Raw genomic sequence first — 25,580 nt, 5'->3', positions numbered from 1 at the left:
GTGTTCGATCATGTCTTCAGGCCCTGCGACATCGGCGGCCTGACGTTGCCGCACCGTATCGTCATGGGCGCCATGCACCTGAATCTGGAGACCCTGGACGACGGCGGTGCGGCCCTGGCCGCCTTCTACACGGAACGTGTGCGCGGCGGTGCCGGGCTGATCGTCACCGGCGGCTCCGCGGTGAACCGGGCGGGTGCCGGCGGGCCCGGCTACGGCGTGCTCGACGACGCGAACCACAGGAGTGTGCTGCGCCGGGCGGCCCGTGCGGTGCACGACGCCGACGGCCTCATCGCGCTCCAGCTCTTCCACGCCGGGCGGTACGCGCTGCCCGGCGGCCACGGCGACGACGACGGCACGCCGCTCGCGCCGTCCGCCGTGTACAGCCGATTCTCCCGTACCGTTCCGCGGGCGATGACCGAGGAGGAGATCGCGGGGACCGTCGCCGACTTCGCGCGGGCCGCACGGACGGCGCGCGAGCTGGGCTTCGACGCCGTCGAGGTGATGGGCTCCGAGGGCTATCTGCTCAACCAGTTCACCGCTCCGCTCACCAACCGGCGAAGCGACCGCTGGGGAGCTGACGCCGATGGCCGCGTCCGTATGCCCGTCGAGGTGCTGCGGGCCGTACGGGCAGCGGTGGGCCCGGCGTTCCCCGTGCTCTTCCGGATGTCGGGCGCCGACCTCGTCACCGACGGCACGCCGTGGAAGGAGACGGCCGCGCTGGCCGTCGCGCTCGCCGAGGCCGGTGCCGACGCGCTCGCGGTGGGCGTCGGCTGGCACGAGTCGCCCGTGCCGACCGTGCAGGCCCAAGTGCCGCCGGGCACCTGGGCCGTGTACGCCGAAGAGGTCAAGCGGGCGCTGCGGGCGGCGGGCCACGGCCACCTGCCCGTCATCGCCTCGAACCGCTTCAACCAGATCGCCCAGGCCGACGAGGCGCTGGCCGGAGGCGACATCGACCTGGTGGCCATGGCCCGCCCGTTCCTCGCGGACGCGGCCGTCGTCGGCAAGTCCCGGGCCGGTCGCGGCGCGTCGGTGGAGCTGTGCATCGCGTGCAACGAGGCGTGCATCGACCGGTCCTTCGGCGCCGAGCGCGTGTCCTGCCTGGTGAATCCGCGGGCGGGGCACGAGCGTGAGTTCCCCCGGTTCCCCGCTCGGCACTCCCCCGTGCGCCGGGGCCGGTACGCCGTCGTCGGCGCGGGGCTCGCGGGGCTGGAGGCCGCCCGCACACTGGCGGGACTCGGCCATGCGGTCGAGGTGTACGAAGCGGCCGACCAGCCCGGCGGCCAGTTCCGGATGGCCGCCCGGGTGCCGGGCAAGGCGGACTTCGGCGAGACGATACGGCGGCGGGTCCGGGAACTCGACGAACTGCGTGTGCCCGTCCGCCTGGGCCATCGCATCGGCCTGCGGGACGTGCCCCTGCTGCGCACCATGGACGGCGTGATCGTCGCCAGTGGCGTCCGGCCCCGCCGGCCGGAACTGTCCGGTCACACCCTGCCGCACGTCCTCGACTACTCTCAGGCGTTCGCCGACCCCGACGCACTCGGCGGGCGTGTCGTCGTCATCGGTGGCGGCGGAATCGCCGTCGATCTGGCCCACCTCCTCACCAGCCGCTCCCCCGCCGCCGTCACTCCCGGGGAGTTCCTCGCCTCCCACGCCGTCGCGACCCCGTCGCAGCCGGTCCCGGTCACAGGGAGGACGAGCGGTCGACCGGCCGACAGTCCCCGCCAGGTGACGGTCATGCGGCGCGGCGGCCGGATCGGTACCGGGATCGGTGCGTCCACCCGGTGGGTGGTGATGGAGGAACTGCGCGCCGCCGGCGTGCGGCTGCTCACCGGCGTCGTGTATCAGGAGATCACGCGCGAAGGCGTGATCGTCGTCGACGCCGGGGGCAACCGCCGGCTCGTCGAGGCCGACCACGTCGTCCTCGCCGTCGGCCAGGAAAGCGAACGGGACGTCGTCGGCACGCTCCGCCGGGCCGGGGTCCCCTTCGAGACCGCCGGTGGCGTCGCCGGCACCGAGGGCCTCAATGCCGTACGGGCCACCGCTCAGGGACTGCGCGCCGCGCACCGTGTCGTCCGGAGCGCGGCGCCTTGAGCGAGGCGGGGCGGACCGATGGTCCCGGTGTGTCAGCCGGCGTCGCTGCGCAGGTAACCCGGCAGGCTCTGGCGGTTCTTGACGGCCAGCTTGCGGTAGACACGTGTCAGATGCTGTTCCACCGTACTGGGCGTGATGAGCAGCTTTTCCGCGATCTCGCGGTTGGTGTAGCCCTTCACCGCCATCGAGGCGATCCTGCGTTCGGAGTTGGTGAGCGACGCGAGTGCCGTCGTCCGTTCCGTGTCCTGCCCCGTCCTCGCCTCACCGCTCATGTCCGGCAGCAGTTCCTGGCACAGCGGTTCCGCCTTGCACAGGTGCGCCACGTGCCAGGCGCGGCGGACGACCACCCGCGCCCGGCGGTGCTTGCCCAGCGCGTGGTGGGCCCGGCTCAGGTCGGACAGGGTTCTGGCCAGTTCGTAGGAGCAGTCGGCCGCCTCCAGGATGTCGGCCGCCTCGCCGAGCAGCCGCGGACGCTGCCCCAGCGAGCTGAACACGGCCATGAGCCGCAGCGCGAGTGCCCTGCTGACGGCGTCCTGCGGTCCGGCGATCGCCAGTTGGTCCTTGACCAGGCGCTTGGCCCGGTCCCGGTTGCCCTGCAGCAGCCACGCCTCGGCCGCGCTGGTCCGCCACGGCACGATGCCGGGCAGGTCCAGGCCCCACTTGCGCATGAGTTCCCCGCAGGAGAGGAAGTCCCCGAGCGCGGCACGCGTCCGGTTCGTGGCGAGGTAGTAGTGTCCGCGCGCGTGCAGGTAGTGCAGTCCGTACCGGCTCTGGAACATGTCGTCGGGGATGCTCCGGGTGACGAGCGCGGTGGCCTCGTCGAACTCACCCATGCGGGAATGGGCCAGGATCAGGGTGCCCAGGGGCAGGCCGACGGCGGTGCCCCAGCCCTGGACCGGTATGTGCTCCAGGGCCGACCTGCCGCGCTGCACGGCTTCGGGGAACGCGCCCCGGCGCAGCAGGATCTCCGCCTCGGCCGCGTCGAAGACGCTCTGCCACATCGGCGAGGGACGCCCGTTGCGGAGTTCCTCCAGGCTGCGGCACCGGTCGGCGGCCTCGCCCAGACGACCGCCGTAGACCAGTGCCATCAGCGCGAGGAGAGTGGCTTCCTCGGCCCAGGGTGCATGGTGGTTGAGGTCGAGTTGGCTGAGGGCGTGCGAGGCCCATTCCTGGGTTCCGTCGCTGCGCTTGCGGATGAGCCCGCCGGAGAGCGCACCGATCGACTGCAGCCAGAACGTCCTGCCCCGGGTGGTGGGCGCGCCCTCGGGACCGGTCGGCGCGGCTCCGATCGGCACCCGTCCCGCGAGCGGCGGGTAGGTGCAGGCGAGCCAGAGTTCCATGTCGTGCAGCTCGGCCGGTTCCTCCGGGGCGCCGGGCGGGGCCGGGATCGCGGTGGACTGCTGCTGTGCCGCCCTCTTGCGGAGCAGTGCGAGCACGTCCGCGGCCTCGTGCGTGCGGTTCAGCCACAGCAGTTGCCGTACCAGCAGTATCGCCTCGTAGTGGTCCAGCCGGCCGGCGCGCGCCGCTTCCGTCAGGGCCATCAGATGCCGCAGCGACGCCAAGGGGTTGAGCTGCCATTCGGCCTGGGCAAGCTTGGCCTGGATCGACCAGCGGTCCTTCTCGCTCGTACAGGATCGCCGGGCCGCGTCCAGGTACCGCACGGCGCGGTGCACCTCGTCGTGCAGCAGCGCCTCGGAGGCCGCCTCCACCAGCACGCTCAGCGCCCAGGGCTCCAGCACCTGACCGACCTCGGCCAGATGCGGGGCGATGTCGACCGCGGGGGCGCCCTGGCCGCGCAGCAGACACGCGGACCGGTGGTGCAGTTCCTCGCGGTCCGGGGCCGGCAGGTCGTCGAGCACGGTACGCGGGGCCACGGTATGCCGGAAGCGGTCGAGCCGCAGCAGTCCGGCCTCCGTCATGGAACGCAGAGCCCACTCCACGGTCGCGACGTCGGCGTCGGTCAGCGTCGCGAGTTCCTTCGGCGAGGCGTCGTCGCCGTACACCGCCATGGCACGGGCCACCCGTAACGTGTCGGGCCCGCTGCGGTACAGGCACGCCAGCAGCGCGCGCCCGTACCCCTGCTGACGCACCTCTCCGTACAGCCGCTCGTCGTTGATCAACACATCGAGCAGCAGCGGGTTGCCGCCGCTGTACTCGAGGAAGCCGTCGCACAGCCTCCGGGCCGCCGCCTCGCCGAGGCGCAGGCCGATCATGGCGCGCGCGCCCTCCGGCGAGAGCGGCGCGAGCCGTGTGGAGACGAAGGAGGAATGGCGCAGGAGTTCGGCATGGAAGGGCGAGTGCGTCCGACGCGGCTCGGCGAGTTCGGTGAGCACCATCAGCAGGGGGGTCGAACTCATCCGGCGGACCAGATGCAGCAGGCACTGCTGCGACGCCACGTCCATGTGGTCGATGTCGTCGACGCACACCACGACCGGTGTGGTGGCGGCCAGTTCGGTGACCGGGAGGAGGAAGTCGTACAGGATGGCGACCCTGTTGTGCTCCACGGTCTCGTGCATGTCCTCGGTACGGGCCGATTCCATGAGGTCGCGCAGCACGGGTGAGATGCGCTTGCGTACTTCCGCCGGCAGCGCCGGGGTGTCGAACAGCTGGCGGAGGACACCGAACGGCAGGTCCCGTTCCTCGGGGGAGCAGACGGCGTGCAGGAGGATCGCGCCGGCGGACAGGGCGCGTTCGGTCACCGCGCGCAGGAACTCCGTCTTGCCCGCGCCCACCGTCCCCTCGAGCAGGAGCACCTGACCCACCGTGGGCCGGGGATCCGCCAACCACGCCTGTACGGGGGCGAGCTGCCGGTCACGTTCGATCAGGACGCCGCCGGCGGCAGGACGGCCTTCTCCTCGCGTCACATCTCCCCCGCGTCATTTCCGGGCTGCCGACACACCGGCCCGCAAGAGCACACATCACCCATATGGAGGAACATTAGTCCAACGTAGCAAGAGCGGCTTTCCGGGCCATCGAAAAATCGACGGCCGCCAGGGCACGCGGGACGGCGGTGGTCGACAACCAGCCGGAGGGGGGAACGTTCACGGGCGGAGCTCCTAGAACAGGTACTGGAGGATCATCTTCACACCCGTCGACCATCTCACCGGTTGCATGAAGGTGAACAGAGGGTGATCTGCGTCGAGTTGGGAGGGCGACGAAGATCTCACACCGTGTCATCACGAGGCCGTGCGTGCGGGATGGCCGGAACGCGGCTCCTCGGCGAGGGTGCGCAGCAGGACGAGGGCGTCGGCGCTGGGGGTGCCGGGTTCGGCGGAGTAGACCAGCAGCCGCTGGCCGGGAGCGCTGGCGACGGTGAACGACTCGTAGTGCAGGTACATCTCGCCGACCTGCGGGTGCCACAGCGGCTTGTCGTCACTGGTGCAGGGCCGTACGTCGTACCGGGCCCACAACTGTGCGAACGCCGGGCTGCGCAGGGAGAGTTCACCGATGACCTGGGCGATGCGCGGATCGTCGGGGAACGGGGCGGCCTGCGCGCGCAGATTGCTGACCATGCCGCGGGCGGCGCGCTCCCAGTCCCGGTAGAACCGGCGGCCGGCGGGGTCGAGGAACAGCATCCGCAGCTGGTTGTCCATCCGGGCGAAGCCGCTGAACAGCTGCCGCCCGGACCGGTTGGCGGCGAGGATGTCCAGCGCGGGGCCGACGATGCAGGCCGGCAGATCCAGGAAGTGCTCCATCAGGCACGACAGTTCGGGACTGACGGTCGTCACCGGGGCGGCGGCGGTTCTCGGCGCCGGCTGGACGAGCTGGAACAGGTGCGCGGCCGCGGAGTCGTCGAGGCGCAGGGCGCGGGCCACCGCACCGAGCACCTGCTCCGACGGGTGCCGCTCACGGCCCTGCTCCAGGCGCGTGTAGTAGTCGGTGCTGACTCCGGCGAGCAGCGCGACCTCGTCCCTGCGCAGCCCCTTGACCCGGCGGGACATGTGCCACGGCAGGCCCACCTCCTGCGGTGAGACCAGATCGCGACGGGCGCGCAGGAAGTCGCCGAGCTGGTTTTCCCTCGTCATACCCGCCACGCTACCGCCGGCCGGGCCGGGCAGCCTGGGTGCGCTGCACCCTGGCTGGGAGGGGGTGCGGCACACCCTTCTTCGCCCGCCGCAGCCTTCCTAGCGTCGTTCCCGGAACTTCGCGAGGAAGGCGAGAACACATGCATCAACAGAGGCGAGAACACATGCGCCGACAGGTGAGTGCGCCCGCATCGGCCGCACCGCAGCGGATGAATCCCGCGCTGACCCTGGTCATGGCGGTGGCCTGCGGATTGACCGTGGCCAATCTCTACTACGCGCAGCCGCTGCTCGACCTCATGGCCCGCTCGTTCGGCGTCGGCCAGGGCGCGGCCACCATGGTGGTGACGCTGACCCAGGCCGGGTACGCCCTGGGGCTGCTGTTCGTGCTCCCGCTCGGCGATCTGGTCGAGAACCGCCGGCTGGCGACACGGACGCTGCTCGTGACGGCGACCGCACTGCTGCTCGCCGCCGCGAGCCCGGTGTTCGGGATGTTCCTCGCCCTCTCGGTGCTGGTGGGAACCACGTCCGTGGTCGCGCAGGTACTGGTGCCGCTGGCCGCCCATCGGAGCCCGCCCGAGCGGCGCGGCAAGGCCGTCGGCCAGGTCATGAGCGGTCTGCTCACCGGCATCCTGCTCGCCCGGACGGTGGCGAGCCTGGTCGCCGACCTGCTGGGCTGGCGGGCGATCTACGTCGTCTCCGCGGTCCTGATGCTCGTCCTCGCCGTCGCCCTGCGCCGGACGCTGCCGCAGCGCGCACCGGACCACACGGGCGGCTACCGCACCCTGCTGGCGAGCCTGGGCGAGCTGGTGCGGCGTGAACCCGTCCTGCGCCGCCGGTCCCTGTGCCAGGCGAGCATGTTCGGGGCGTTCACCACGTTCTGGACGGCCATCGCCTACGAACTGATCGACGAACATCACTTCGGCCAGGTCCAGATCGCCCTCTTCGCGCTGGTCGGCGCGGCCGGAGCGGCCGCAGCGCCGATAGCGGGCCGGATCGCGGACCGGGGTCACGGCCGCGGTGCCGCCGGTGCCGCGCTGCTGCTCGCCTCGTCGGCCTTCGTGCTCGCCGCCCTCGGGCACGGCAGCGTTGCGCTGCTGGTCCTGGCCGCGGTGCTGCTGGACTTCGCCGTGCAGTGCCACCAGGTGCTGAGCCAGCACGAGATCTACTCCCTGCGCGGCGACGCCCGCGCCCGGATCAACACCGTCTTCATGACCACGGTCTTCGTCGGCGGCGCCGCCTCCTCCGCCGTGACCGGGGCACTGCACACCGCCTGCGGCTGGACCGGAGTCTGCGCCTTCGGGGCGGCGCTGCCGCTGGCCGGTCTGCTGCTGTGGGCCCACGGCCGGTGGAGGACGGCTCGTACCGGGGCGCCGGGGGACGCCGTACGTCCGGCCGGGGCCGCGAACACCGTGGACGTCGCCTGAACCGACCCGGTCGGTCCCGCCGGCCGCCGTCAGCCACCCGTACCGCCGGCCCTGCGGCGGCTTCGCGCCCCGGCCGAGCCGGCACACCCACTGGAGCACACATGAGCACGACCTGGTTCATCACCGGCGCCGCACGCGGCTTCGGACGCGAGTGGGCGGTCGCCGCCCTCGAACGCGGCGACCAGGTGGCCGCCACGGCCCGCGACAGCGCCGCACTCGTCGACCTCGTCGCGGCCTACGGCGACCTGCTCCTCCCGCAGCGGCTCGACGTCACCGACCGCGCCGCCGCCTTCGCGGCCGTACGAGCGGCTCGCGAGCACTTCGGGCGTCTCGACGTCATCGTGAACAACGCCGGATACGGGCAGTTCGGCATGATCGAGGAGATCAGCGAGTCCGCGGCACGCGATCAGCTGGACGCCAACTTCTTCGGCGCGCTGTGGGTGACGCAGGCGGCGCTGCCCATCCTGCGCGAGCAGGGCTCGGGGCACATCCTGCAAGTCAGCTCGATCAGCGGCGTCTGCGCCTTTCCCCACTCCGGCATGTACGCGGCCTCGAAATGGGCCCTGGAGGGCTTCAGCCAGTCGCTGGCCCAGGAGGTCGCGCCGTTCGGGATCAGGGTGACGCTGATCGAACCGGCCGCGTACGCCACCGACTTCGGCGGGTCGTCCGGGCGCACCGCCACACCGAACCCCGCCTACAGCGAGCTGCTGGCACACGTCCGGCGGGCCAGGCGGCAGCGCCACGGCACGCTCGGCGATCCGGCCGCCACCCGTGCCGCCGTGCTCCGGCTCGTCGACGCGGCCGAACCGCCGCTGCGGGTCTTCCTCGGCGACGGTCCGCTCGCCGTCACGAGCGCCGAGTACCGGACGCGCCTGGAGACCTGGCGTGCCTGGGAGCCGCTCTCGGTCGAGGCCCACGGCAAGGACTGACCACCGACCCGACCCGACCCGTCCTGCGGGACTGCGGGACTGCGGGACTGCGGGACACCCGACCACCTCACCTCACCTCATCACATCCCGCACCGGTTCGGATGCGGGAGGACCTGGGAGTCCACCGTGCACACCATCAGCAGGTTTCCGATCCTCGCCGCGGCACTGGCCACCGCCCTCGCGGGTGTCGCCGCACCGGCATCCGCGGCGACACCCCCGCTCGTCGACGTACGGGTCGTGCGGCACTTCGATCCGGCGGCCGGGCAGCGGCCCGAGAACCTGACGACCGAGGCGGGCGGCGCCGTCGATCTGACCATGTCCTTCGCCCACCGGATCGACCGGCTCGCACCGGACGGCAGGCAGACGGTCCTGGCCACCCTGCCCGCCCCGCCGGACGGCACCCACGCGCCGCTCACCGGCCGCGCCTTCGTCGGCGGCATCGTCCGGCTCCCGGACGGCACCCTGTACGTCCTCTACTCGGCGGGCACCGACGACCTCACCGGACTGTGGCGGATCCCGCCGGGCGGCAGCCCCAGCCGCGTGGCGGCCATGCCCGCCACCGCCGTCCCCAACGGCCTCGCCCTGCACCAGGGTTTCCTCTACGCCAGCGACTCCGCGCTCGGCGCGCTCTGGCGCATCCCGCTCGCCGGCAGGACGGCGGCCGTCTGGAAGAGGGCACCCGAACTCGCCGCCGCCCCGGGCCATTTCGGCGCCAACGGGCTGAAGGTCCACGGCAACGCCGTCTGGATCACCAACATGGACCGAGGAACACTGCTGAGCATCCCTATCGGCTGCCACGGCGCGCCCGGCCCGGTCCACACGGTCGCCACAGGGCTGGGCACCGTGGACGACTTCGCGTTCACCGGCGACGCGGACGACGTCCTCGTCGCCGACAACCAGGGCGACCGGGTCGAACTCGTCCGCTCCGACGGCTCGCACACCGTGGCCCTCACCGCGGCCGACGGGCTGCGGAATCCCACCTCCGTCACGCGCCGCGGCGACACCGTGTACGTCGCCGACGCCGCCTACTTCACCGGTACCGATCCGAATCTGCTCGCCGCCCGGATCCCACGCCGCCCCTGAGGCGGACCGCGCCGACTCCGCCGCGGGCGCGCGCCCTCACGCTCAGTGCGCGGTGATCGAATACCGCGGCGTCGTGCCCGGAGGGTCGGTCAGCAGGCTGCCGACGGCCTCGAGCGGTACGGGCTCTGCCACGAGGTCCTGCCAGGGGAACCGGTCGCGGGTCTCCTCCAGGAAGCTCAGCGCCTCGGTCAGATGCCGTGGCTCGTAGTTGTGCACACCGACGACGGACAGATGACCGCGCACCACCGACTCCGGCTCCACGACGACGGGGGCGTCGGGGAGCACGGCTCCCGCGAGGACGGCGACACCCTGCACATCGAGTGTGCGCAGTCCTTGCTGCAGTGCCGTGGACGAGCCGGAGAACTCCAGCAGCACATCGCAGGGCCCTGCGTCCGGCATCGTCGGCCGGACCTCGGTGGCGCCGAACCGCCGTGCCAGCTCTCGTCTCTCGGCGGCGGGATCGACAGCGGTCACCGACGACGCTCCGGCCGCGGCGGCCGCCGCGACGGCAGTGAGCCCGAGCATGCCGGCCCCCACGACCACCACCCGCCTGCCGGCCATGCGCGGCGCGCGTTCGACCACGGCCATGACGGTCGCCGTGGCGCAGGCGGCCGGTGCGGCGAGTGCGTCCGCGAGGGCGTCACCGACGACGGCGATCGGCATGCCGTGAGGGAGCAGCACATGCCGGGCGTAGCCGCCGGACAGGGGCCAGTCGGAGTCCCATGCCTCATGACCGGCCTTGCGCACGGTACGGCACTTGGCGGTGACGCCGGCCAGGCAGCGGTCGCAGGTGCCGCAGGGCAGTGTCACCGACCAGATGACCCGCTGGCCCGCCCGAAGCTCCCGTCCGTCCACCGCGCGTGCCCCGTCCGCACCGCACGCGACGATCTCGCCCACGGTCTCGTGGCCGAGGACCGAGGGGCAGGGCTGCACGCGTCGTCCGCTCACCGTGTGGCGGTCGCTGCCGCAGATCGTGGCGAGGCGCATGCGCACCAGCACGTCCCCGGGTCCGAGCGCTGGTACGGGCACCGTCTCGAGAGCGATGTCGTCCCCGCCGCGCCAGACGGCCACGAGGGTCTCGTCGAGCCGGTCCGTGGTCCGGGCGGGCTGTTCCGGCTGGTTCGTCATGCGGCGCTCTTCTCCGCGTCGCGCAGCCCGAGCAGCGCGGGAAGCGCGGCCACGGACGGCAGGAGATGGGTGTGCCGGTGCCCGCCGAGTTCCGCCGCGTCACTGGCCCCGGACAGGACACCGACGACGAACGCGGCGCCGGAGCGGGTGCCGGCTTCGAGGTCACGCGGGGTGTCACCCGCGACCAGCACGCGCCGTACGTCTGTGACGCCCAGCCGCTCCATGGCGGCGAAGATCATGAAGGGGGCGGGACGTCCCGTCGACACCTCGCTGCCGCAGACGACGGTGTCCGCGACCGTGTCGCCCTCCCAGCCGAGCGCGGCCAGCAACGAGTCCACGACGTCACGGTCGAAGCCGGTGTTGAGCGCGACCTTGACGCCGGCGGCCCGCAGTTCGGCGAGGGCCTCGGTCACTCCGGGCAACGGCTGCGGCGGGTGTGCGGCGTACGCGGCCGCGAGCCGGGCCCGGAAGTCGGCGACGACCGGGGTCAGGGCCTCGTCGGAGAGCGGAGTGCCGCCGCTCGGGGTGAGCAGCGCGCGGAGCGCCTCGTGCTTGGCGGAGCCGTGCCACCGGGCGATGTCCGCCGCCGAGGGCGCTCCCCCGTGGGCGATCACCGTCTCCTCGAGGACGCGGTAGACCTGGAGGCCCTCGTCGACGGTGGTGCCGGCCATGTCGAGCACGACGAGTTCGGGCGGGGATGTGAGCATGCGTGGAACTCCGGTTTCAGGGTTTCGCGTTGCGCATCAGAGAAGTGCGCACGTCAAGGGTGTTTTCCAGGGAGAAACTGACCATCCCGGGCAGGTACCGGTCGTCGTGGTACTCGATGACCTCACCGTCCGCGGTACGCGCCGTCCGCTGCTGCCTGAGCAGCGGAGACCCTTCGGTCACCTCGAGGTGCTCCGAGTCGAGCGGATCGGCGGCGACCGCGTCGATGATGTGCGAGGCGGTGGAGAAGTTCACCCCGCGCGACTGCAGATACGCCCAGATCGATCCCGAGTCGCAGTCGAAGTCGAACAGGAGGCGACCGACGTGCTCGACGAAGGTGGCGCGCTCCAGCATCGCGCGCTCACCGTCGAGGTAGCGCAGCCGCAGGACCTGCACGACACGTGCTCCCTCGTCGATGCCCAGCTTCGGGGCGACGAGCGGATCGGCCGGACGTAGCGCCAGCTCCAGCGTCCGCTGCCCGGCCGAACGCCCGATCGCCCGTGCCCAGGCCGAGTAGGACAGCAGCGAGTCGAAGGGTTGCGGGATCGAGGTTGTACACACCACCGGTGGCTTGCCGGAACCACCTGTGATGACACCTTCGGCGCGAAGCGTAGCAAGCGCCTGGCGTACGGGTCCGCGGGAGGACTTCCACCGCTCGCAGAGCTGGGATTCCGACGGCAGAGCAGACCCGATGGTGAGTTCACCGACGCGGATCTGCTCGCGGATGCTCTCGGCGATGACTTCGTGCAAGGCCATGGACATAACCCTGACTATACAGGTGGCGACAGAGCCTTTGTCACCCCCGAAATCCCTGGTCGACATCGAACCCTTCGCCATCCGCACGAGCTGAGGTGCGGCAATACGCGGCAATTCGCGGCGATGCGGCGGCACCGATGAACGGACGGAAAACTCTGGGCGAAGCCGCATCCAGACCGTTGACGCGTTCGACCACCCGGCTGACGATACCTGTCATGACAGGTCCGGTCAGGACCGTGCCGGACGTACCCTCGACGAGGTCGCGGTCCAGCAATCCCGTCGAGGTCCGGCCCTCCCGGATCCGGCTCACTTCCTTCCCACCGCCGACGCGGGCCCCGCTCGTCGGCACAACCAGTTCGGAGGCGGACGGGTGACCGTCGACCCCTCGCGCGCAACCGTCACGAAATCGCTCGACGACGCCAAGCTCAGCGTCTTCCATCTCAAGGCGGCCGTGACCGCAGGTGCCGGTTTCTTCACCGACTCCTACGACCTCAACGTCATCGGAACCGTGACGCTCCTGATCACACCGGAGTTCCACCTGGGCAGCGGCCAGGTCGCCATGCTGACGAGCTCGACCCTCCTCGCGGTGGCCGTCGGCGCCATGGCGTTCGGACGCCTCGGCGACCTCCTGGGCCGCCGACGCGTCTACGGACTCGAAGCGATACTGATGATCATCGGCGCTCTCGTCTCGGCACTCGCGCCGAACTTCGCCGTGCTGCTCGTCGGGCGACTCGTCCTGGGCATCGGCATCGGCGGCGACTACCCGGCCAGCGGCGTCATCATGACGGAGTACGCCAACACGCGAAACCGCGGCAAGCTCGTCGGGCTCACCTTCATCTTCTATGTCTTCGGGCAGGTCTCCGCCTACCTCGTCAGCCTTCTCGTACTGGCGGTCGGAGTCCCCGACCACATCGCCTGGCGCCTGATCCTCGGTGTCGGCGTCCTCCCCTCCCTGCTGGTGCTCCACCAGCGGCGCCACATGCCGGAATCCCCCCGCTGGACGGCTCACAGCGGTGATCCCGCGCAAGCCGTCAAGGACTTCGAGTCCTTCGCGCAGAAGCCGATCACGGCGGTCGCGACACCCGAAGCCGCGCCGCAGTCCCGCGGGTCGAGGGGAGCCCTGTCGAAGCGGAGGGTCCTGATCACCCTCGCGGGAACCGCGGGCAGCTGGTTCTTCTACAACGTCGCGGTCTACGGCAACAACGTCAGCCAGCCGCTGCTCATCAAGAACATCGTTCCCGACGCCACCACGGTGTCCAACATCGCCCTGAACGCCGTGCTCGTCGTCTGCTTCAGCCTCGTGGGCGGCGTCTTCGGTGTGATCGCCCTCGACCGGATACGGCGACGGACACAGCAGGCGGTCGGGTTCGGGCTCTGCGCCCTCACGATGGCACTCATCACCGTGGTCCCCGGCCTCAGCACAACCGTCGTCCCGTTCGCCGTCACCTTCGGGATGTCCCTGTTCGGGAGCATGTTCGGGCCGAACTACACGACCATGCTGCTCGCCGCGGAGTCCTACCCGACCGCGATCCGCAGCACCTTCCACGGCCTGTCCTCCGGGATCGCGAAGGTCGGCGCCTTCGCGGGCGCGCTCGTCGTGCCGCTCGTCCTGGCCGACGGCGGCCTCCGGATCGTGACGCTGATCGCCGCCTGCTGCTACCTGGCCGGCATCGCGACCACCTTCCTGGTCCGCGAGCCCCGCGGGCTCGCCCTCGACGACGTCAGCCACGACCTCACCGTCGAGCCGGACCCGACGGCCCCCGGGGCGATCGCGTCCGTCGAGGAAGTCCGGGCGTGACCCGGGCCGCCGCGCAGCCGCCCCGCCTGCTCCGTCGAGGGCGCCCCTGACGGCGGCTACCGCGCCGGGTCCGCCCCGGCCACGCTGCAGACGCCGTCCGCACAACGACGTTGCAGGCGACCGCGGGAGACCGTCCGGACCAGGCCGATCAGCCAGCAGGTGGGGCACCCGCGCAGGGCGACGAGGCCCGGCGGGGCCGCCAGCAGGCTGATCGGGCCGACGAACGGCACCAGGGCGATCGAGCCGATGATCAGCCCGAAGCCGATGACCCCGCGCACCAGATGGCGTGCGACGGACGTGCTCGCGAAGGTCGGCGGCTCGGTGTTCGCGATGTTCACGGTGTTCATGCTGTTCACGCCGTTCACGGTGTTCACCGGCGTCACCCTCCTCCGGCCGACGGGTCGGCCGCTCCTGAGGCCGATGGCTCGGCCGGTCGATCGGATGCCCGGTCCTGCGGCGCCAAGGACTGGCGCAACGCGGCGCGGGCCCTGTGCAGCCGCGACTTCATCGCGGCGTTGCTCAGTCCGAGCGAACGGGCGACGACACCGCCGGGCAGACCCTGGACGTCCCGCATGATCAGGACCTGCCGCTGGTCACGGGGCAGCGCACCGACCGCGGTCGCGATCCGCTCCACCTCCAGCCTGCGCAGCACCGCGTCCTCGGCGGACTGCTCCGCGCCCGCCTGCGGAGCGGCCGCCGCCTCACCACTTCCCGGGACGAGCAGCCGTACCTGCCGGAGGCATTCGTTGCGCACGATCCGGAACATCCACGAGGCGAGCGCACCGGTGGCCCGCAGGGTGCCGATCTTCCGGTAGAGGACGATCAGCGCCTCCTGCGCCGCGTCCTCCGCGTCCTGCGGCGAGGCGCACAACGACCGGGCGAACTTGCGCACATGAGGCTGCGATGCCATGACGACGGTGGTGAGCGAGGTGAGGTCGCCGTCCTGGGCGGCCTTGATCAGCCGTTCGTCCGGCCAGGGGAAACGTCGGTTCATCAGTCCTCCTCGATGCCGGAGGGCGGCACGCTCAGCGTTCCGATCACGACGACGGCGACGACCATGACGTTTCCTCCCGACATCCGCCGGCCCCTGCGGCCGGTACGGGAACAAGAGGCGGGGAGACCCGAAAAGGATTCAGGGCAAGGCGATCAAGGCGATCGCCGTCGTCCGAGGGAGCCCGCCAGGGTTAGTGGAATATTGAACAAACATGTTCCGTTGTGGCTGCCGAAGGAGGTCAAGAGTGGAGACTCAAGTGCAGACCACGTACCGACCGGAGCCCACGTACTACGACCACGGCACGCCGGCCGAGCGCTGGGAGCGCGCGCAGCAGTTCTTCGAAGCCAAGGACTACGCGGGCGCGGCGCGGGTGCTGACCGGGCTGGTCGAGGAGGTGCCGGAGCAGATCGGACCCCGGCTGCTGCTGGCCCGCGCCCTCTACCACTCGGCCCAACTGCGCCGCGCGGAGGCCGAGTTGCGGGTCATCGTGGAGCGTGACCCGGTGGAGCACTACGCCCGGCTGCTGCTGGGCCGTACGCTCCAGCGACAGGCCCGGGACGAGGAGGCGGACCGGCATCTGCGGATCGCCTCGGCGCTGTCGGGCGACTTCCCCGAGGAGTGAGCAGACCGGCGAGGGCCCGGTTCCCGGCAGGGAGCCGGGCCCTCGGCATGTCTCAGGCGCACGGCCGTACCGTCGTACCGCGAACGCCATGTCTCAGCTCCCGTCACAGCGAGGCCGTCGTGTGCACGATCAGGAACAGGGTGACGGCGGAGTTCGCCGACGCCATCGCCGACACCAGTGCCCCGGCGGCGGCACCCCAGGCCGCGAGGCCGACCGCGGTGAAGGCCGGGGGCCAGGTACGGGCCACGGGTGCCGGGGCCAGCAGCGCGGCCACCCGGCGGGGCACGGGGCCGGTGGCCGCGAGCGCGGCGAGAGTGGGCGCGGGGGTACCGGCGCTCAGCAGCGCCGCCCTGCCGATGGCGCGGGCGACGGTGCGCCGGTCGCCGACCGTCCGGGCGGCCTCCTCGTCGGCCCAGCGCTCGGCCGTGTAGACGACGGCGGCGCGCAGCGGCACCAGGAACGGGGTGGCGCGGGCGGCGAGATGCACGGCGAGCAGATGGCGGTGGTGGCGGGCGGCCAGATGGGCGCGCTCATGGGCGAACAGGGCGCGCCGCTCGGCGGGAGCGAGCCCGGCCAGCAGCGCGGTGCTGACGACGATCCGGCCCGGGCCGCCGGGCAGGGCGTAGGCGTACGGCGTGCTGTCGGGCAGGACCGCGACCCTCGGGCCCGGCGGGGCGGCCGGGTCCGGTCGTCGGCCACCCGCCGTCCGCCCGCAGAGCGGGGGTCCGCCGACAGGGCCGAGGGCCCGGCGGGCGCGGCGGGTGACCCGGCGGTGCCGGAGCAGGGTGCGGGCGCAGGCGGCCACGACCAGGACGAGCGCGGCGAGCGCGGCCCGGCCGGCGATCTCGTCGTGCGGGACGGCGGCCCGCACCCGCGGGTCGGACCAGCCGTCCGGCAGCGGGTTGCCGGGCAGCCGGGCGGTGCCGACGACCATGACCAGGCAGAGGGTGCTGCACCCGGCCATGACGACCGCCACCGCCGTCAGCAGCAAGGTCGCGGCACGCGGATGCAGCCGTGTCTCGGCGAGCCGGGCGATCGGCCAGGCGGACAGCGGGAGCACCAGTGGCAGGAAGGCGAAGACCCCCATGGGCGGTCAGTCTTGCGTACCGCCGTCCCCCGTGTCCGTCGTACGGCCCTCTCCCGTGTCCTCGGCGTCCGGCGGAGCGGTGTCCGCCGCCTCCAGCAGAGCACGCAGCAACTCCCCGTCGCCGGGTGGCAGGGCGGTGACGAAGCTGGCCAGGACCGCCTCGCGGTCCCGTTCACCGTCCAGCAGGCGGCGCATGCGCAGCGCGGCGAGCCGGGCCACGTCGGCGGTCGGCGTCCACAGGAAGGAGCGGCCGTGGCGCTCGCGGGAGACGACGTCCTTGGCGAGGAGCCGGGTCAGGATGGTGACGACCGTGGTGTGAGCGAGGTCGCCACCGAGGCGCTGCCGCACCCAGGCCGCGTCGACCGGCCCGTCCGCGTCGCGCAGCGCGGCGAGGACCTGGCCCTCCAGCTCGCCCTGACCGCGCCGCCGGGCCCGGCCGCCTTCCCGCGCCATCTCCCCGTCTCCCTCTTCCTTCTCCGGCCGCTCCGGCCTCTCCGGCTCGCGTCGCCTCCGGTGCGCTCCTTCGGCTCACTCACCGCCTCGGCGCCGGCGAGTCGCACCACGCTACTTCACGTCCGACATGCCCATGATGCGTCCGTCGGCCGCTACGGCGTAGCGGCGGGCTCTCCGTGGCCGCGCCGGCCGAAGGCGGAGCCGCGTCCGCGCTGCCACCACATGCGGTAGCCCCACACGATCTGCAGGATCAGGGCGAGCGCGAGCAGGGCGAGGGCGATCTGGTTGACGAGCCCGAACAGGACGCCGGTGTGCAGATCGATGCCCCAGCGGGTGAGCTTGGCGACGGTGCCGTGCAGGCCGAGGGTGCGGCGCCGGCCGCTGCCGCCGCGGACCTTGCGCAGGGCGCGCCGGCGGGAGCGGACGGCGGCGACCTGGGCGGTCGAGGGAGCGGTGGTCATGCGGAGGCTTCTCCGCGGGACTCGGTGTGCGGGCGCTGGGGGTCCAGTGGTCGGACCGCGAAGCGGCTGAGTTCCCCGGGGTGTTGGTGACGCGTGCCACAGGGAGTGAGGGGGTGGCATGGCATGCTGACGCGATGGCCCCTCCCCGTGATCACGCTCCGCTCGCCGAGCGGGTCGAGGAACTCCTCGCCGCCGGCGGCCCCTTGCCCATCGTCGCCGCCGGGCAGCCGGTGCTGCGGCGCCGCACCGAGCCGTACGACGGCCAGCTGGGCCCCGCCCTGCTCGCCCGCTTCGTCGAGGCCCTGCGCGCCACCATGCACGCCGCGCCCGGTGTGGGCCTTGCCGCACCGCAGGTCGGCGTGGAGCTGCGGATCGCGGTCATCGAGGATCCGGCGCCGGTGGCCGAGGAGGTCGCGGCGGCCCGTGGCCGCGTCCCGCAGCCGTTCCGCGTCCTGGTCAACCCGGTCTACGAGCCGGTGGGCGCCGCGCGTGCCGCGTTCTTCGAGGGCTGCCTGAGCGTGCCGGGCTGGCAGGCCGTGGTGGCCCGGCACGCCGAGGTGCGGCTGCGCGGCGAGGACGAGCAGGGCCGCGCGCTGGACGAGGTGTTCACCGGGTGGCCCGCCCGCATCGTGCAGCACGAGACGGACCACCTGGACGGCACGCTCTACCTGGACCGCGCCGAGCTGCGCTCCCTGTCCACGAACGAGGCGGTCACCGCGCTGTGGAACCGGCCCACCGCCGAGGCGGCGGCCGACGCCCTCGGCTTCGAACTGCCTTAATCGTCGGGTCAGTTGTCGCGGTAGGCCTCCAGCAGCCGCAGCCACACCTCGCTCAGCGTCGGGTACGACGGGACCGCGTGCCACAGTCGGCCGACCGGGACCCGGCCGGCGACGGCGACGGTGGCGGAGTGGATGAGTTCGCCGACGCCGGGGCCGACGAAGGTGACGCCGCGCAGGATCTCCTCCTCCAGGTCGACCACCATGCGGGCGCGGCCCTTGTAGCCGTCGCCGTACAGGCCGGCGCCCGCGACGGAGGAGAACTCGACGTCGACGGCGCGGACGCGGTGGCCGGCCTGTTCGGCCTCGGCGAGGGAGAGGCCGACCGCGGCCGCCTCGGGGTCGGTGAAGACGACCTGGGGTACGGCGTGGTGGTCGGCGGTGGCCGCGTGCGCGCTCCAGGGCTCGTCCAGCACGCGGTCGCCGGCCGCGCGGGCGGCGATGGCGGCACCGGCGATGCGGGCCTGGTACTTGCCCTGGTGGGTGAGGAGGGCGCGGTGGTTGACGTCGCCGACCGCGTACAGCCAGTCGGTGCCGGTGACACGCAGGGTGTCGTCGGCGTCCAGCCAGGAGCCGGGTGCCAGGCCGACCGTGTCGAGGCCGATGTCGTCGGTGTGCGGAACACGGCCGGTGGCGAAGAGGATCTCGTCGGCCTCGATGCGGTCACCGGCGGCGGTGACCGCCACGACCGCGCCGTTCTCACGGGTCACGGACTCCAGGGAGGTGCCGGTGCGGACGTCGACACCCGCCTCGCCGAGCGCCTCGGCGACCAGTTCCCCGGCGAACGGCTCCATGCGGTTCAGCAGGCCCTTGCCGCGGACCAGCAGGGTGACGCGGGAGCCGAGAGCCTGCCAGGCGGTGGCCATCTCGGTGGCGACGACACCGCCGCCGACGACGATCAGGCGGCCCGGGGCGGCCTCGGCACTCGTGGCCTCGCGGCTGGTCCAGGGCTTCACCTCGGCGAGGCCGGGCAGGTCGGGCAGCTGGGCGCGGGTGCCGGTGGCCACCGCGACGGCGTGCCGGGCGGTGAGGGTGGTGACCGTGCCGTCGGCGGCGGTCACGGTGACCGTACGGGGGCCGGCGAGCCGTCCGTGGCCGCGGTACAGGTCGGCGCCGATGCCGTTCACCCAGGCGACCTGGCCGTCGTCCTTCCAGTGCGAGGTGAACGTGTCCCGGCGGGCGAGGACGGCGGGGGTGTCGAGGGGTCCTTGGGCCGCCTGGGCGAGGCCGGGCAGGCGGCGGGCGTCCGCCTGGGCGATCACCGGCCGGAGCAGGGCCTTGCTGGGCATGCACGCCCAGTACGAGCACTCTCCGCCGACCAGTTCGCTCTCGACGATCGCAGTGGTGAGACCGGCCGCACGGGTGCGGTCGGCGACGTTCTCCCCCACGGGACCGGCCCCGAGCACCACGACGTCGTACGCGATGGATTCCGTTTCCGTCATGGGGTCAGTCTGGTGGGTGGTGTGCGCCACGGCCACATGGGTACGCGCGCGGAACGACAGACGTGCACGTGTGGAATAGGCGGTCCGACAGCCGTGTTTCCGCCGTCGGCACACCCCCACACCAGGAAGAGGGACTCACGCCATGAGCAGCACCGTGGAGCTGACCAAGGACAACTTCGACCAGACGGTCGCCGAGAACGGCTTCGTTCTCATCGACTTCTGGGCTGCCTGGTGCGGGCCGTGCCGGCAGTTCGCGCCGGTCTACGAGAAGGCTGCCGCGGACAACCCCGACCTGCTCTTCGCCAAGGTGGACACCGAGGCGCAGCCCGAGCTGGCCGCGGCCTTCGACATCCAGTCGATCCCGACGCTGATGATCGTCCGGGACAAGGTCGCCGTCTTCGCCCAGCCGGGCGCCCTGCCGGAGCCCGCGCTGACCGACCTCATCGGGCAGGCCAGGAAGCTGGACATGGACGAGGTCCGCAAGAGCATCGCGGCGCAGCAGGCTCAGCAGGCCCAGGAGGGCACCGCCCAGTAGGACCCGCGGCGGGTCCGGCGCCCCGTCGCCGCGTGCGGACGGGGTTCAGCTGGACTCGCGCCGCACCACCGAGGCGCCCAGCACCTTGTGCACCTCCGGTTCACCGCTCGGGTCGCGCACCGCACGGTCGACCAGTTCGGCCAGGTCGCGACCCGAGGGCAGATCGATGTGGACCGTGCTGAGACGGGGGCGCAGCAGCCGGCCGAGCATCAGGTCGTCGGCGCCGATCAGGGCCACGTCCTCGGGGACGCGTACCCCCTCGTCCTGCAGGGCGCGCATCAGCAGCATGGCGTACTCGTCGTTGTAGGCGAACACCGCGTCCAGCCCCGACTCCCGCCAGCGCACGGCGAGTCGGGCGGCGGACTCCTCGGTGTACGCGAGCGGCAGTTCCGTCACGGTGGCGTCCGTGCCGCGCAGCGCCTGGAGCACTCCGGCGAGCCGGGGCCGGGAGTAGGCCTCCAGTCCGGACTCCTCGGGCACCACGACACCGATCCGGCGCCGGCCCCGGGCGTACAGATGGGCGCCCGCGCAGTGGCCGACGGCGTCGTGGTCCATGAGCAGGGCGTGCGCGCCGTCGACACTTCCGGGGCCGAGGGTGACGACGGCCCGGGCGCCGGAGCGCTTGAGGACACCGACGCCCTGCGGCCCGAGGTCCGCCCCGGGCACCAGGACGGCGACCGGCCGCAACTCCGCCCAGGCACGGGCGGCTTCATCGCCCTGGAGGCCGACGGTGCCGTACTGCACGACGGTGTAGTCGAGCCGCCCGAGCGCCCACTGCAGCTCGTTGAGGAATCCGCTGTAGAGGGGGCCCACCGGGATCGCCGGGGCGGGCATGAGGACCATGCGGCTGTGTCCGGCGCGCAGGCTGCGGGCGGCGGCGTGGGGGACGTACCCCAGCTCCCGGGCCGCCTCGTGCACGCGCCGACGCGTCGGTTCGCTGATCCGGACGGCGCTGGTGTTGTTGAGGACGTAGGACACGGTCGCGCGCGAGACGCCGGCCAGGCGGGCCACATCGGCACTCGTGGGCGTGTTCGGTATCTGCACCATGACAGACCGCATCTTGGCAGAGGGGCGGGGGCCGGGAAGCGGCGGGGCCACGTGGTTCACCCTTGCACGAAATCCGGTGCGGCGGCATTTCTACGGACATGTTCGTCACAAACTTGTTCGCGGCGAACATGTTCGTTACCGTGGAGCCATGACCGCTTCCCCCCGCTCCCGTCGTGAGCGTCCCGCCAAGCCGGCCCTGACCCGCGAGGGCATCGTCGGCGCCGCCGTCGCGATCCTGCGCGCGGAAGGACTGCGCAAGGTGACCATGCGACGGCTGGCCCAGGAGCTCGACACCGGTCCGGCCTCGCTGTACGTCTACGTCCGCAACACCGACGAACTGCACGCGGCCGTCCTGGACGAGCTGCTCGGCACGGTGCCGCCCGCGCCGGCCGAGGGCGACTGGCGGCAGCGGCTGGAGGCGGTGCTGGGCGGCTACACCGCGATGCTCCTGGAGTATCCGGGCCTCGCCCGCTCGGCGCTGACCGCGCGGCCGAGCGGGCCGCACTATCTGCGCCTGATCGAGACCCTGCTGGACCTGCTCCACTCGGGCGCGGTGCCGCGCGCGCAGGCGGCGTGGGGCGTCGATCTGCTGCTGCAGCACGCCACCGCGACCGCCGCCGAGCACGCCGGGCAGGAATCCCCGGACGAGTGGCAGGCGGTGTCGCGCGCCCTGCGCGAGGCGCCGGCCGGCACCCATCCGCACATCGCCGCGAGCGCCGACGTCCTGGTCTCCGGCACCCCCGAGGCCCGCCTGTCGTGGGCCCTGCGGACCCTGATCGACGGCATCGAGCACACCGCCGTACCCGACTGACCGCCCAGGAGGCCCCCATGACCACCAGCTCCGTCCACCACCCGGTCGCCGTCGTCGGCGCCGGTCTCGGCGGGCTCACGCTCGCCCGCGTCCTGCATGTGCACGGCATGCAGGCAGCCCTGTTCGACCTCGACCCCTCGGCCGACGCCCGGACCCAGGGAGGCATGCTCGACATCCACGACGACTCCGGCCAGGAGGCGCTGCGGGCCGCCGGACTGCACCGGGATTTCCTGGAGCGCGTCCATCCCGGCGGCCAGGCCACGAGGGTCCTGGACCGGTTTGCCGACGTCCGGCACACCGAGGACGACGACGAATCCCGTGGCCGGCCCGAGATCGACCGAGGTGACCTGCGCGCGCTGCTGCTCGGCTCCCTGCCCGAGGGCACGGTCCGCTGGGGCGCCAAGGTCACGGGCGCCCGCCCGCTGGGCGGCGGCCGACACGAGGTGACGCTCGCGGACGGCACCGCGTTCACCACGGACCTGCTGGTCGGCGCGGACGGCGCCTGGTCCCGGATCCGGCCGCTGCTCTCGCGCGCCGAACCCTCGTACACGGGCGTCTCCTTCGTCGAGGCCGACCTGCTCCAGGCGGATGTGCGCCATCCGGCGAGCGCGGCGGTCGTCGGCGGCGGGATGCTGTTCGCGCTGGGCGCGGGCCGGGGCTTCCTCGCCCACCGCGAGACCGACGGCAGTCTGCACACGTACGCGGCCGTCGAGGCGCCCGAGGAGTGGCTCGACGGCATCGACTTCGGCGACCCGCGGGCGGCGAAGGCGGCCGTGCTGAAGGAGTTCGACGACTGGCACGAGAGCCTGCGGGCGCTGGTCGCCGACGCGGACGGAGCGCTCGTGCCCCGGCACATCCACGCCCTTCCGGTCGGGCATCGCTGGGACCGGGTGCCCGGGGTGACACTGCTCGGGGACGCGGCCCATCTGATGTCGCCGTTCGCGGGCGAGGGCGCCAATCTGGCGCTGCTCGACGGCGCCGAACTCGGCCTCGCGCTGGCCGCGCGTCCCGGGGACACCGAGGCGGCGCTCGCCGCCTACGAGGACCGGATGTTCCGGCGCGCCGAGGTGTCCGCCGCGGAGTCGGCGCGGAACTCGGAGCTGCTGTTCCGCGCGGACGCGCCGCAGGGGCTGCTGGACATGTTCGCGGGCCCGCAGCCCCGGACCGGCGGCTGACCGGCGCTCAGCGGGACGGCCGGGGCGGCTCGGGCGACCGGAGCGGCTGGGGCGGCGGGGTTCCGGCCACCCGGGCCACCAGGTCGATCCAGCCCGCCTCCAAGCGCTCCATGGGCATCCCGCACCGCCGGGTCTGGTGGTGGATCACTGCCGGGTCGAGGGAGGCGAGCAGGGTCTGGGCCAGCAGTTCGCAGTCGGCGTCCGGCACGATCTGCCGCAGCAGGACCGTCATGTGCGTCCGCAGCGCGCTGACGGCCGGGTGGGAGAGCCTGCGGGTGGGTTCCGTCTGGGCGGCCAGCAGGAGGTCGAGCTTCTCGGCATAGCGGTACAGCACCGCCACGCCGAAGGCCCGCAGGCGGTCCAGGGGCGGCGCTCCGGGTCCGAGCGGCGGGGGCCCGGCCAGGAAGTCGGCCTGCAGCATGCGGTCCGAGTGGTCGAGCAGGGCCATCAGCAGTCCGGTGCGGTCGCCGAAGCGACGGAACACGGTGCCCTTGCCCACCTGGGCCGCCGCCGCCACCGCCTCCATGGTGACTGCGGCCACCCCGTGCTCCGCGATCAGCCGGGCGGCGGCCTCCAGCAACCGAGCCCGGTTGCGCGCCGCGTCGGCACGCAGGCACGCCTCCTCGGGCGCCGGGCCCACCTCGAGCAGTTCGGGCACGTCGAAGGGCTCTTGCGGCGACGGGAAGGGGGGCAGGGCGCGGGACATGAAGACAGCGTAAAGCACCGGGAACAAAACTGGACCGCGGTCCGTTTGAAGTGATAGAAACGCAAACGGACCCCGGTCCGGATCGTGACAGCGATGTTTCAGCCTCTTGGAGTTCCCATGTCTGTTCGCATCCTCGCACTCGTCGGCAGCCTGCGCGCCGGTTCGCACAACCGCCAGCTCGCCGAGGCGGCCGTCAAGGTCGCTCCCGAGGGCTCCGAGGTCGTGCTGTTCGAGGGCCTGGCCGACGTCCCCTTCTACAACGAGGACATCGACGTCGAGGGCAGCGTTCCGGCCGCCGCCGCGAAGCTGCGTGAGGCCGCGCAGGGCGCCGACGCGTTCCTGCTCTTCTCCCCCGAGTACAACGGCACCATCCCGGCCGTCCTGAAGAACGCCATCGACTGGCTGTCCCGTCCGTACGGCTCCGGCGCCTTCGGCGGCAAGCCGGTCGCCGTGGTCGGTACCGCCTTCGGCCAGTACGGCGGCGTGTGGGCGCAGGACGAGGCCCGCAAGGCCGTGGGCATCGCCGGCGGCAAGGTGATCGAGGACATCAAGCTGTCCATCCCGGGCTCGCTGACCCGCTTCGCCGAGACCCACCCGGTCGACGACGCCGAGGTCGCCGCCCAGCTGACCGAGGTCGTCGCCCGGCTGCACGGCAACGTGGGCGACACCGCGGCCGCCTGAGCCGTACGCACCACGAAGGGGCCGGATCCGTCCGGCCCCTTCGCGCATCCGCAGGCCCGGTCGACTTCACGTGCGCGCGCCCCGGTCAGCCGCCGTCAGCTGTTCGGCCAGTGCGCTGCGGCGGTACAGGACGCGCCGGCCGTCCCGGACGCGGGTGACCAGGCCCGTGGCGGCCAGCACGCCCAGGTGCTGGGAGACGGCGCTCGGTGTCACACCGAGCCGGCGGGCGAGCTCGACCGTGGGCAGGGGTTCCGCGAGCAGCCGCAGCAGGGTGGTCCGGGGTGTGCGCGCTGGTCGCGCTGCTGACGGGGCTCGGCCTGCTGCGGCACGCGGGAGCACGGATCAGGAAGGCAGCGCGACGGGCGTGGTGTTGCTGACCTGCTGGAAGATCATCGAGGTGCGGAACCCGGTGATCTCGGCGCGCTTGCTGAGCCGGTCGACGAGGAAGGCGTGCAGCCGGTCCAGATCCTGTACGGCGACGTGGAGCAGGAAGTCGTCGCCACCGGAGAGCACGAAGACGTGGAGGACCTCCGGCAGCCCGGCGGCGAAGCCCTTGAACGTGTCGATCACGGCGCGGTTGAGCGGGCGCACCTGGACCGAGACCAGGGCCTGGACAGCGCGGTTGAGGGCGGCGGGATCGATGTCGGCGTGATAGCCGCGGATCGCGCCCCGCCGGGTGAGGGCCCGGACCCGCTCCAGACAGGTCGAGGGCGCCACCCCGAGCTTCCGGGCGAGCTCACGGTTCGACTGCCGCGCATCCGACTGCAGAAGCCGCACGATCTCCGAATCAAGTTCGTCCATGGGCGCAGACGGTACCCCTCTTTCAACCATTCGTTCGGCACAGCACCCGT

25 protein-coding genes and 2 pseudogenes are annotated in these 25,580 nt (G+C 72.5%); 11 read left to right on the top strand and 16 right to left on the bottom strand.

Translation table 11 applies throughout. From position 1 onward, the window contains the following. On the top strand, nt 1-2,091 hold the full coding sequence (locus AQI95_RS25985; RefSeq protein ID WP_067128495.1) for an oxidoreductase: 2,091 nt from the start codon (nt 1-3) through the stop codon (nt 2,089-2,091). Between the two features lie 32 nt (nt 2,092-2,123). On the opposite strand, the gene AQI95_RS25980 is transcribed toward AQI95_RS25985, so the two are convergent. Both AQI95_RS25980 and AQI95_RS25975 read right to left on the bottom strand, forming a co-directional pair. Then, nucleotides 2,124-4,955 (bottom strand): helix-turn-helix transcriptional regulator, encoded by a 2,832-nt coding sequence (locus AQI95_RS25980; RefSeq protein WP_079071469.1) that lies wholly within the window; start codon nt 4,953-4,955, stop codon nt 2,124-2,126. A gap of 312 nt (nt 4,956-5,267) precedes the next feature. Continuing rightward, on the bottom strand, nt 5,268-6,116 hold the full coding sequence (locus AQI95_RS25975; protein ID WP_067128491.1) for a helix-turn-helix transcriptional regulator: 849 nt from the start codon (nt 6,114-6,116) through the stop codon (nt 5,268-5,270). Nucleotides 6,117-6,280: 164 nt separating this feature from the next. Between AQI95_RS25975 and AQI95_RS25970 the strand changes: the two genes are divergently transcribed. The 3 genes from AQI95_RS25970 to AQI95_RS25960 all read left to right on the top strand — a co-directional run bounded on the left by AQI95_RS25970 (nt 6,281) and on the right by AQI95_RS25960 (nt 9,552). After that, complete coding sequence (locus tag AQI95_RS25970) at nt 6,281-7,540, top strand: MFS transporter (protein ID WP_244188851.1); 1,260 nt, start codon at nt 6,281-6,283, stop codon at nt 7,538-7,540. A gap of 101 nt (nt 7,541-7,641) precedes the next feature. Then, on the top strand, nt 7,642-8,469 hold the full coding sequence (locus AQI95_RS25965) for an SDR family NAD(P)-dependent oxidoreductase (protein WP_067128489.1): 828 nt from the start codon (nt 7,642-7,644) through the stop codon (nt 8,467-8,469). A gap of 126 nt (nt 8,470-8,595) precedes the next feature. Continuing rightward, nucleotides 8,596-9,552 (top strand): SMP-30/gluconolactonase/LRE family protein, encoded by a 957-nt coding sequence (locus tag AQI95_RS25960; protein WP_244188850.1) that lies wholly within the window; start codon nt 8,596-8,598, stop codon nt 9,550-9,552. Between the two features lie 42 nt (nt 9,553-9,594). Here AQI95_RS25960 and AQI95_RS25955 read toward each other — a convergent pair whose 3' ends face one another. The 4 genes from AQI95_RS25955 to AQI95_RS47450 are packed head-to-tail and all read right to left on the bottom strand — an operon-like array spanning nt 9,595 to nt 12,451. Further along, nucleotides 9,595-10,680 (bottom strand): alcohol dehydrogenase catalytic domain-containing protein, encoded by a 1,086-nt coding sequence (locus tag AQI95_RS25955; protein WP_067128483.1) that lies wholly within the window; start codon nt 10,678-10,680, stop codon nt 9,595-9,597. Next, complete coding sequence (locus tag AQI95_RS25950; protein WP_067128480.1) at nt 10,677-11,387, bottom strand: phosphonatase-like hydrolase; 711 nt, start codon at nt 11,385-11,387, stop codon at nt 10,677-10,679. Before AQI95_RS25950 ends, AQI95_RS25955 begins: the two co-directional genes overlap by 4 nt. Nucleotides 11,388-11,403: 16 nt before the next feature. Next, nucleotides 11,404-12,141 carry a GntR family transcriptional regulator gene (locus AQI95_RS25945; RefSeq protein WP_208614259.1) on the bottom strand — a complete coding sequence of 246 codons (738 nt, stop codon included), beginning with the start codon at nt 12,139-12,141 and terminating at the stop codon, nt 11,404-11,406. A gap of 40 nt (nt 12,142-12,181) precedes the next feature. Then, the gene (locus AQI95_RS47450; RefSeq protein WP_159056583.1) at nt 12,182-12,451 is read right to left on the bottom strand and encodes a hypothetical protein; all 270 of its coding nucleotides are present in this window, start codon (nt 12,449-12,451) and stop codon (nt 12,182-12,184) included. Between the two features lie 60 nt (nt 12,452-12,511). On the opposite strand from AQI95_RS47450, the gene AQI95_RS25940 reads away from it, so the two are divergent. Continuing rightward, nucleotides 12,512-13,939, top strand: a complete 1,428-nt coding sequence (locus AQI95_RS25940) for an MFS transporter (RefSeq protein ID WP_067128476.1) — start codon at nt 12,512-12,514, stop codon at nt 13,937-13,939. A 56-nt stretch (nt 13,940-13,995) separates the two neighbouring features. Here the strand turns inward: AQI95_RS25940 and AQI95_RS25935 are convergent, their stop codons facing one another. Together AQI95_RS25935 and AQI95_RS25930 are read right to left on the bottom strand one after the other, a co-directional pair. Next, nucleotides 13,996-14,286: a hypothetical protein gene (locus tag AQI95_RS25935; protein ID WP_067128620.1), complete on the bottom strand. Its 291-nt coding sequence runs from the start codon at nt 14,284-14,286 to the stop codon at nt 13,996-13,998. Between the two features lie 32 nt (nt 14,287-14,318). Continuing rightward, entirely contained in the window at nt 14,319-14,933 is a 615-nt protein-coding gene (locus tag AQI95_RS25930; RefSeq protein WP_079071466.1) for an RNA polymerase sigma factor, read from the bottom strand. 244 nt (nt 14,934-15,177) lie between these two features. Between AQI95_RS25930 and AQI95_RS25925 the strand changes: the two genes are divergently transcribed. Continuing rightward, nucleotides 15,178-15,555, top strand: a complete 378-nt coding sequence (locus AQI95_RS25925) for a tetratricopeptide repeat protein (protein ID WP_244188849.1) — start codon at nt 15,178-15,180, stop codon at nt 15,553-15,555. A gap of 103 nt (nt 15,556-15,658) precedes the next feature. Here AQI95_RS25925 and AQI95_RS25920 read toward each other — a convergent pair whose 3' ends face one another. The 3 genes and pseudogenes from AQI95_RS25920 to AQI95_RS47445 all read right to left on the bottom strand — a co-directional run. After that, the gene (locus tag AQI95_RS25920) at nt 15,659-16,642 is read right to left on the bottom strand and encodes a M56 family metallopeptidase (RefSeq protein ID WP_067128473.1); all 984 of its coding nucleotides are present in this window, start codon (nt 16,640-16,642) and stop codon (nt 15,659-15,661) included. Between the two features lie 6 nt (nt 16,643-16,648). Next, nucleotides 16,649-17,095 carry a BlaI/MecI/CopY family transcriptional regulator gene (locus AQI95_RS25915; RefSeq protein ID WP_067128471.1) on the bottom strand — a complete coding sequence of 149 codons (447 nt, stop codon included), beginning with the start codon at nt 17,093-17,095 and terminating at the stop codon, nt 16,649-16,651. A 185-nt stretch (nt 17,096-17,280) separates the two neighbouring features. After that, nucleotides 17,281-17,676: pseudogene (locus AQI95_RS47445) on the bottom strand (PepSY domain-containing protein); the annotation flags it as partial. 14 nt (nt 17,677-17,690) lie between these two features. On the opposite strand from AQI95_RS47445, the gene AQI95_RS25905 reads away from it, so the two are divergent. Then, nucleotides 17,691-18,335, top strand: a complete 645-nt coding sequence (locus AQI95_RS25905; protein ID WP_067128462.1) for a peptide deformylase — start codon at nt 17,691-17,693, stop codon at nt 18,333-18,335. Nucleotides 18,336-18,343: 8 nt separating this feature from the next. Here AQI95_RS25905 and AQI95_RS25900 read toward each other — a convergent pair whose 3' ends face one another. Continuing rightward, nucleotides 18,344-19,774, bottom strand: coding sequence for a dihydrolipoyl dehydrogenase family protein (locus AQI95_RS25900; protein WP_067128461.1), 1,431 nt, complete (start codon nt 19,772-19,774; stop codon nt 18,344-18,346). A 142-nt stretch (nt 19,775-19,916) separates the two neighbouring features. Between AQI95_RS25900 and trxA the strand changes: the two genes are divergently transcribed. Beyond that, a complete protein-coding gene (trxA, locus tag AQI95_RS25895; protein ID WP_067128459.1) occupies nt 19,917-20,309 on the top strand; it encodes a thioredoxin in 393 nt (130 codons plus the stop codon). 45 nt (nt 20,310-20,354) lie between these two features. Here trxA and AQI95_RS25890 read toward each other — a convergent pair whose 3' ends face one another. After that, nucleotides 20,355-21,368 (bottom strand): LacI family DNA-binding transcriptional regulator, encoded by a 1,014-nt coding sequence (locus AQI95_RS25890; protein WP_208614258.1) that lies wholly within the window; start codon nt 21,366-21,368, stop codon nt 20,355-20,357. 136 nt (nt 21,369-21,504) lie between these two features. Here AQI95_RS25890 and AQI95_RS25885 point away from each other — a divergent pair, with 136 nt between their 5' ends. After that, complete coding sequence (locus AQI95_RS25885; RefSeq protein ID WP_067128453.1) at nt 21,505-22,167, top strand: TetR/AcrR family transcriptional regulator; 663 nt, start codon at nt 21,505-21,507, stop codon at nt 22,165-22,167. A gap of 17 nt (nt 22,168-22,184) precedes the next feature. Beyond that, nucleotides 22,185-23,342 (top strand): FAD-dependent oxidoreductase, encoded by a 1,158-nt coding sequence (locus AQI95_RS25880; protein WP_067128450.1) that lies wholly within the window; start codon nt 22,185-22,187, stop codon nt 23,340-23,342. A gap of 7 nt (nt 23,343-23,349) precedes the next feature. On the opposite strand, the gene AQI95_RS25875 is transcribed toward AQI95_RS25880, so the two are convergent. Next, the gene (locus tag AQI95_RS25875) at nt 23,350-24,066 is read right to left on the bottom strand and encodes a TetR/AcrR family transcriptional regulator (RefSeq protein ID WP_208614257.1); all 717 of its coding nucleotides are present in this window, start codon (nt 24,064-24,066) and stop codon (nt 23,350-23,352) included. A gap of 99 nt (nt 24,067-24,165) precedes the next feature. On the opposite strand from AQI95_RS25875, the gene AQI95_RS25870 reads away from it, so the two are divergent. Continuing rightward, nucleotides 24,166-24,729, top strand: a complete 564-nt coding sequence (locus AQI95_RS25870) for an NAD(P)H-dependent oxidoreductase (RefSeq protein WP_067128447.1) — start codon at nt 24,166-24,168, stop codon at nt 24,727-24,729. A 66-nt stretch (nt 24,730-24,795) separates the two neighbouring features. On the opposite strand, the pseudogene AQI95_RS45215 reads toward AQI95_RS25870, so the two are convergent. Together AQI95_RS45215 and AQI95_RS25865 are read right to left on the bottom strand one after the other, a co-directional pair. After that, a pseudogene (locus AQI95_RS45215) lies at nt 24,796-25,011 on the bottom strand (ArsR/SmtB family transcription factor); the annotation flags it as partial. Between the two features lie 60 nt (nt 25,012-25,071). Then, the gene (locus AQI95_RS25865; protein ID WP_067128445.1) at nt 25,072-25,530 is read right to left on the bottom strand and encodes an Lrp/AsnC family transcriptional regulator; all 459 of its coding nucleotides are present in this window, start codon (nt 25,528-25,530) and stop codon (nt 25,072-25,074) included. Nucleotides 25,531-25,580: the final 50 nt, after the last annotated feature.

It is taken from the genome of Streptomyces yokosukanensis (assembly GCF_001514035.1).
Taxonomy (GTDB): Bacteria; Actinomycetota; Actinomycetes; order Streptomycetales; family Streptomycetaceae; genus Streptomyces; species Streptomyces yokosukanensis.
Note: the sequence above shows the minus strand (reverse complement) of the source record. Positions and strands in the feature narration are given on the sequence as shown.

What these genes read in the sequence shown, in the direction of transcription:
- AQI95_RS25975 (WP_067128491.1), bottom strand. Translation starts at nt 6,116, where the DNA reads ATGACGAGGGAAAACCAGCTCGGCGACTTCCTGCGCGCCCGTCGCGAT.
- AQI95_RS25970 (WP_244188851.1), top strand. Translation starts at nt 6,281, where the DNA reads ATGCGCCGACAGGTGAGTGCGCCCGCATCGGCCGCACCGCAGCGGATG.
- AQI95_RS25965 (WP_067128489.1), top strand. Translation starts at nt 7,642, where the DNA reads ATGAGCACGACCTGGTTCATCACCGGCGCCGCACGCGGCTTCGGACGC.
- AQI95_RS25955 (WP_067128483.1), bottom strand. Translation starts at nt 10,680, where the DNA reads ATGACGAACCAGCCGGAACAGCCCGCCCGGACCACGGACCGGCTCGAC.
- AQI95_RS25950 (WP_067128480.1), bottom strand. Translation starts at nt 11,387, where the DNA reads ATGCTCACATCCCCGCCCGAACTCGTCGTGCTCGACATGGCCGGCACC.
- AQI95_RS25945 (WP_208614259.1), bottom strand. Translation starts at nt 12,141, where the DNA reads ATGGCCTTGCACGAAGTCATCGCCGAGAGCATCCGCGAGCAGATCCGC.
- AQI95_RS25935 (WP_067128620.1), bottom strand. Translation starts at nt 14,286, where the DNA reads ATGAACACCGTGAACATCGCGAACACCGAGCCGCCGACCTTCGCGAGC.
- AQI95_RS25930 (WP_079071466.1), bottom strand. Translation starts at nt 14,933, where the DNA reads ATGAACCGACGTTTCCCCTGGCCGGACGAACGGCTGATCAAGGCCGCC.
- AQI95_RS25920 (WP_067128473.1), bottom strand. Translation starts at nt 16,642, where the DNA reads ATGGGGGTCTTCGCCTTCCTGCCACTGGTGCTCCCGCTGTCCGCCTGG.
- AQI95_RS25915 (WP_067128471.1), bottom strand. Translation starts at nt 17,095, where the DNA reads ATGGCGCGGGAAGGCGGCCGGGCCCGGCGGCGCGGTCAGGGCGAGCTG.
- AQI95_RS25905 (WP_067128462.1), top strand. Translation starts at nt 17,691, where the DNA reads ATGGCCCCTCCCCGTGATCACGCTCCGCTCGCCGAGCGGGTCGAGGAA.
- AQI95_RS25900 (WP_067128461.1), bottom strand. Translation starts at nt 19,774, where the DNA reads ATGACGGAAACGGAATCCATCGCGTACGACGTCGTGGTGCTCGGGGCC.
- trxA (WP_067128459.1), top strand. Translation starts at nt 19,917, where the DNA reads ATGAGCAGCACCGTGGAGCTGACCAAGGACAACTTCGACCAGACGGTC.
- AQI95_RS25890 (WP_208614258.1), bottom strand. Translation starts at nt 21,368, where the DNA reads ATGCGGTCTGTCATGGTGCAGATACCGAACACGCCCACGAGTGCCGAT.
- AQI95_RS25885 (WP_067128453.1), top strand. Translation starts at nt 21,505, where the DNA reads ATGACCGCTTCCCCCCGCTCCCGTCGTGAGCGTCCCGCCAAGCCGGCC.
- AQI95_RS25880 (WP_067128450.1), top strand. Translation starts at nt 22,185, where the DNA reads ATGACCACCAGCTCCGTCCACCACCCGGTCGCCGTCGTCGGCGCCGGT.
- AQI95_RS25870 (WP_067128447.1), top strand. Translation starts at nt 24,166, where the DNA reads ATGTCTGTTCGCATCCTCGCACTCGTCGGCAGCCTGCGCGCCGGTTCG.
- AQI95_RS25865 (WP_067128445.1), bottom strand. Translation starts at nt 25,530, where the DNA reads ATGGACGAACTTGATTCGGAGATCGTGCGGCTTCTGCAGTCGGATGCG.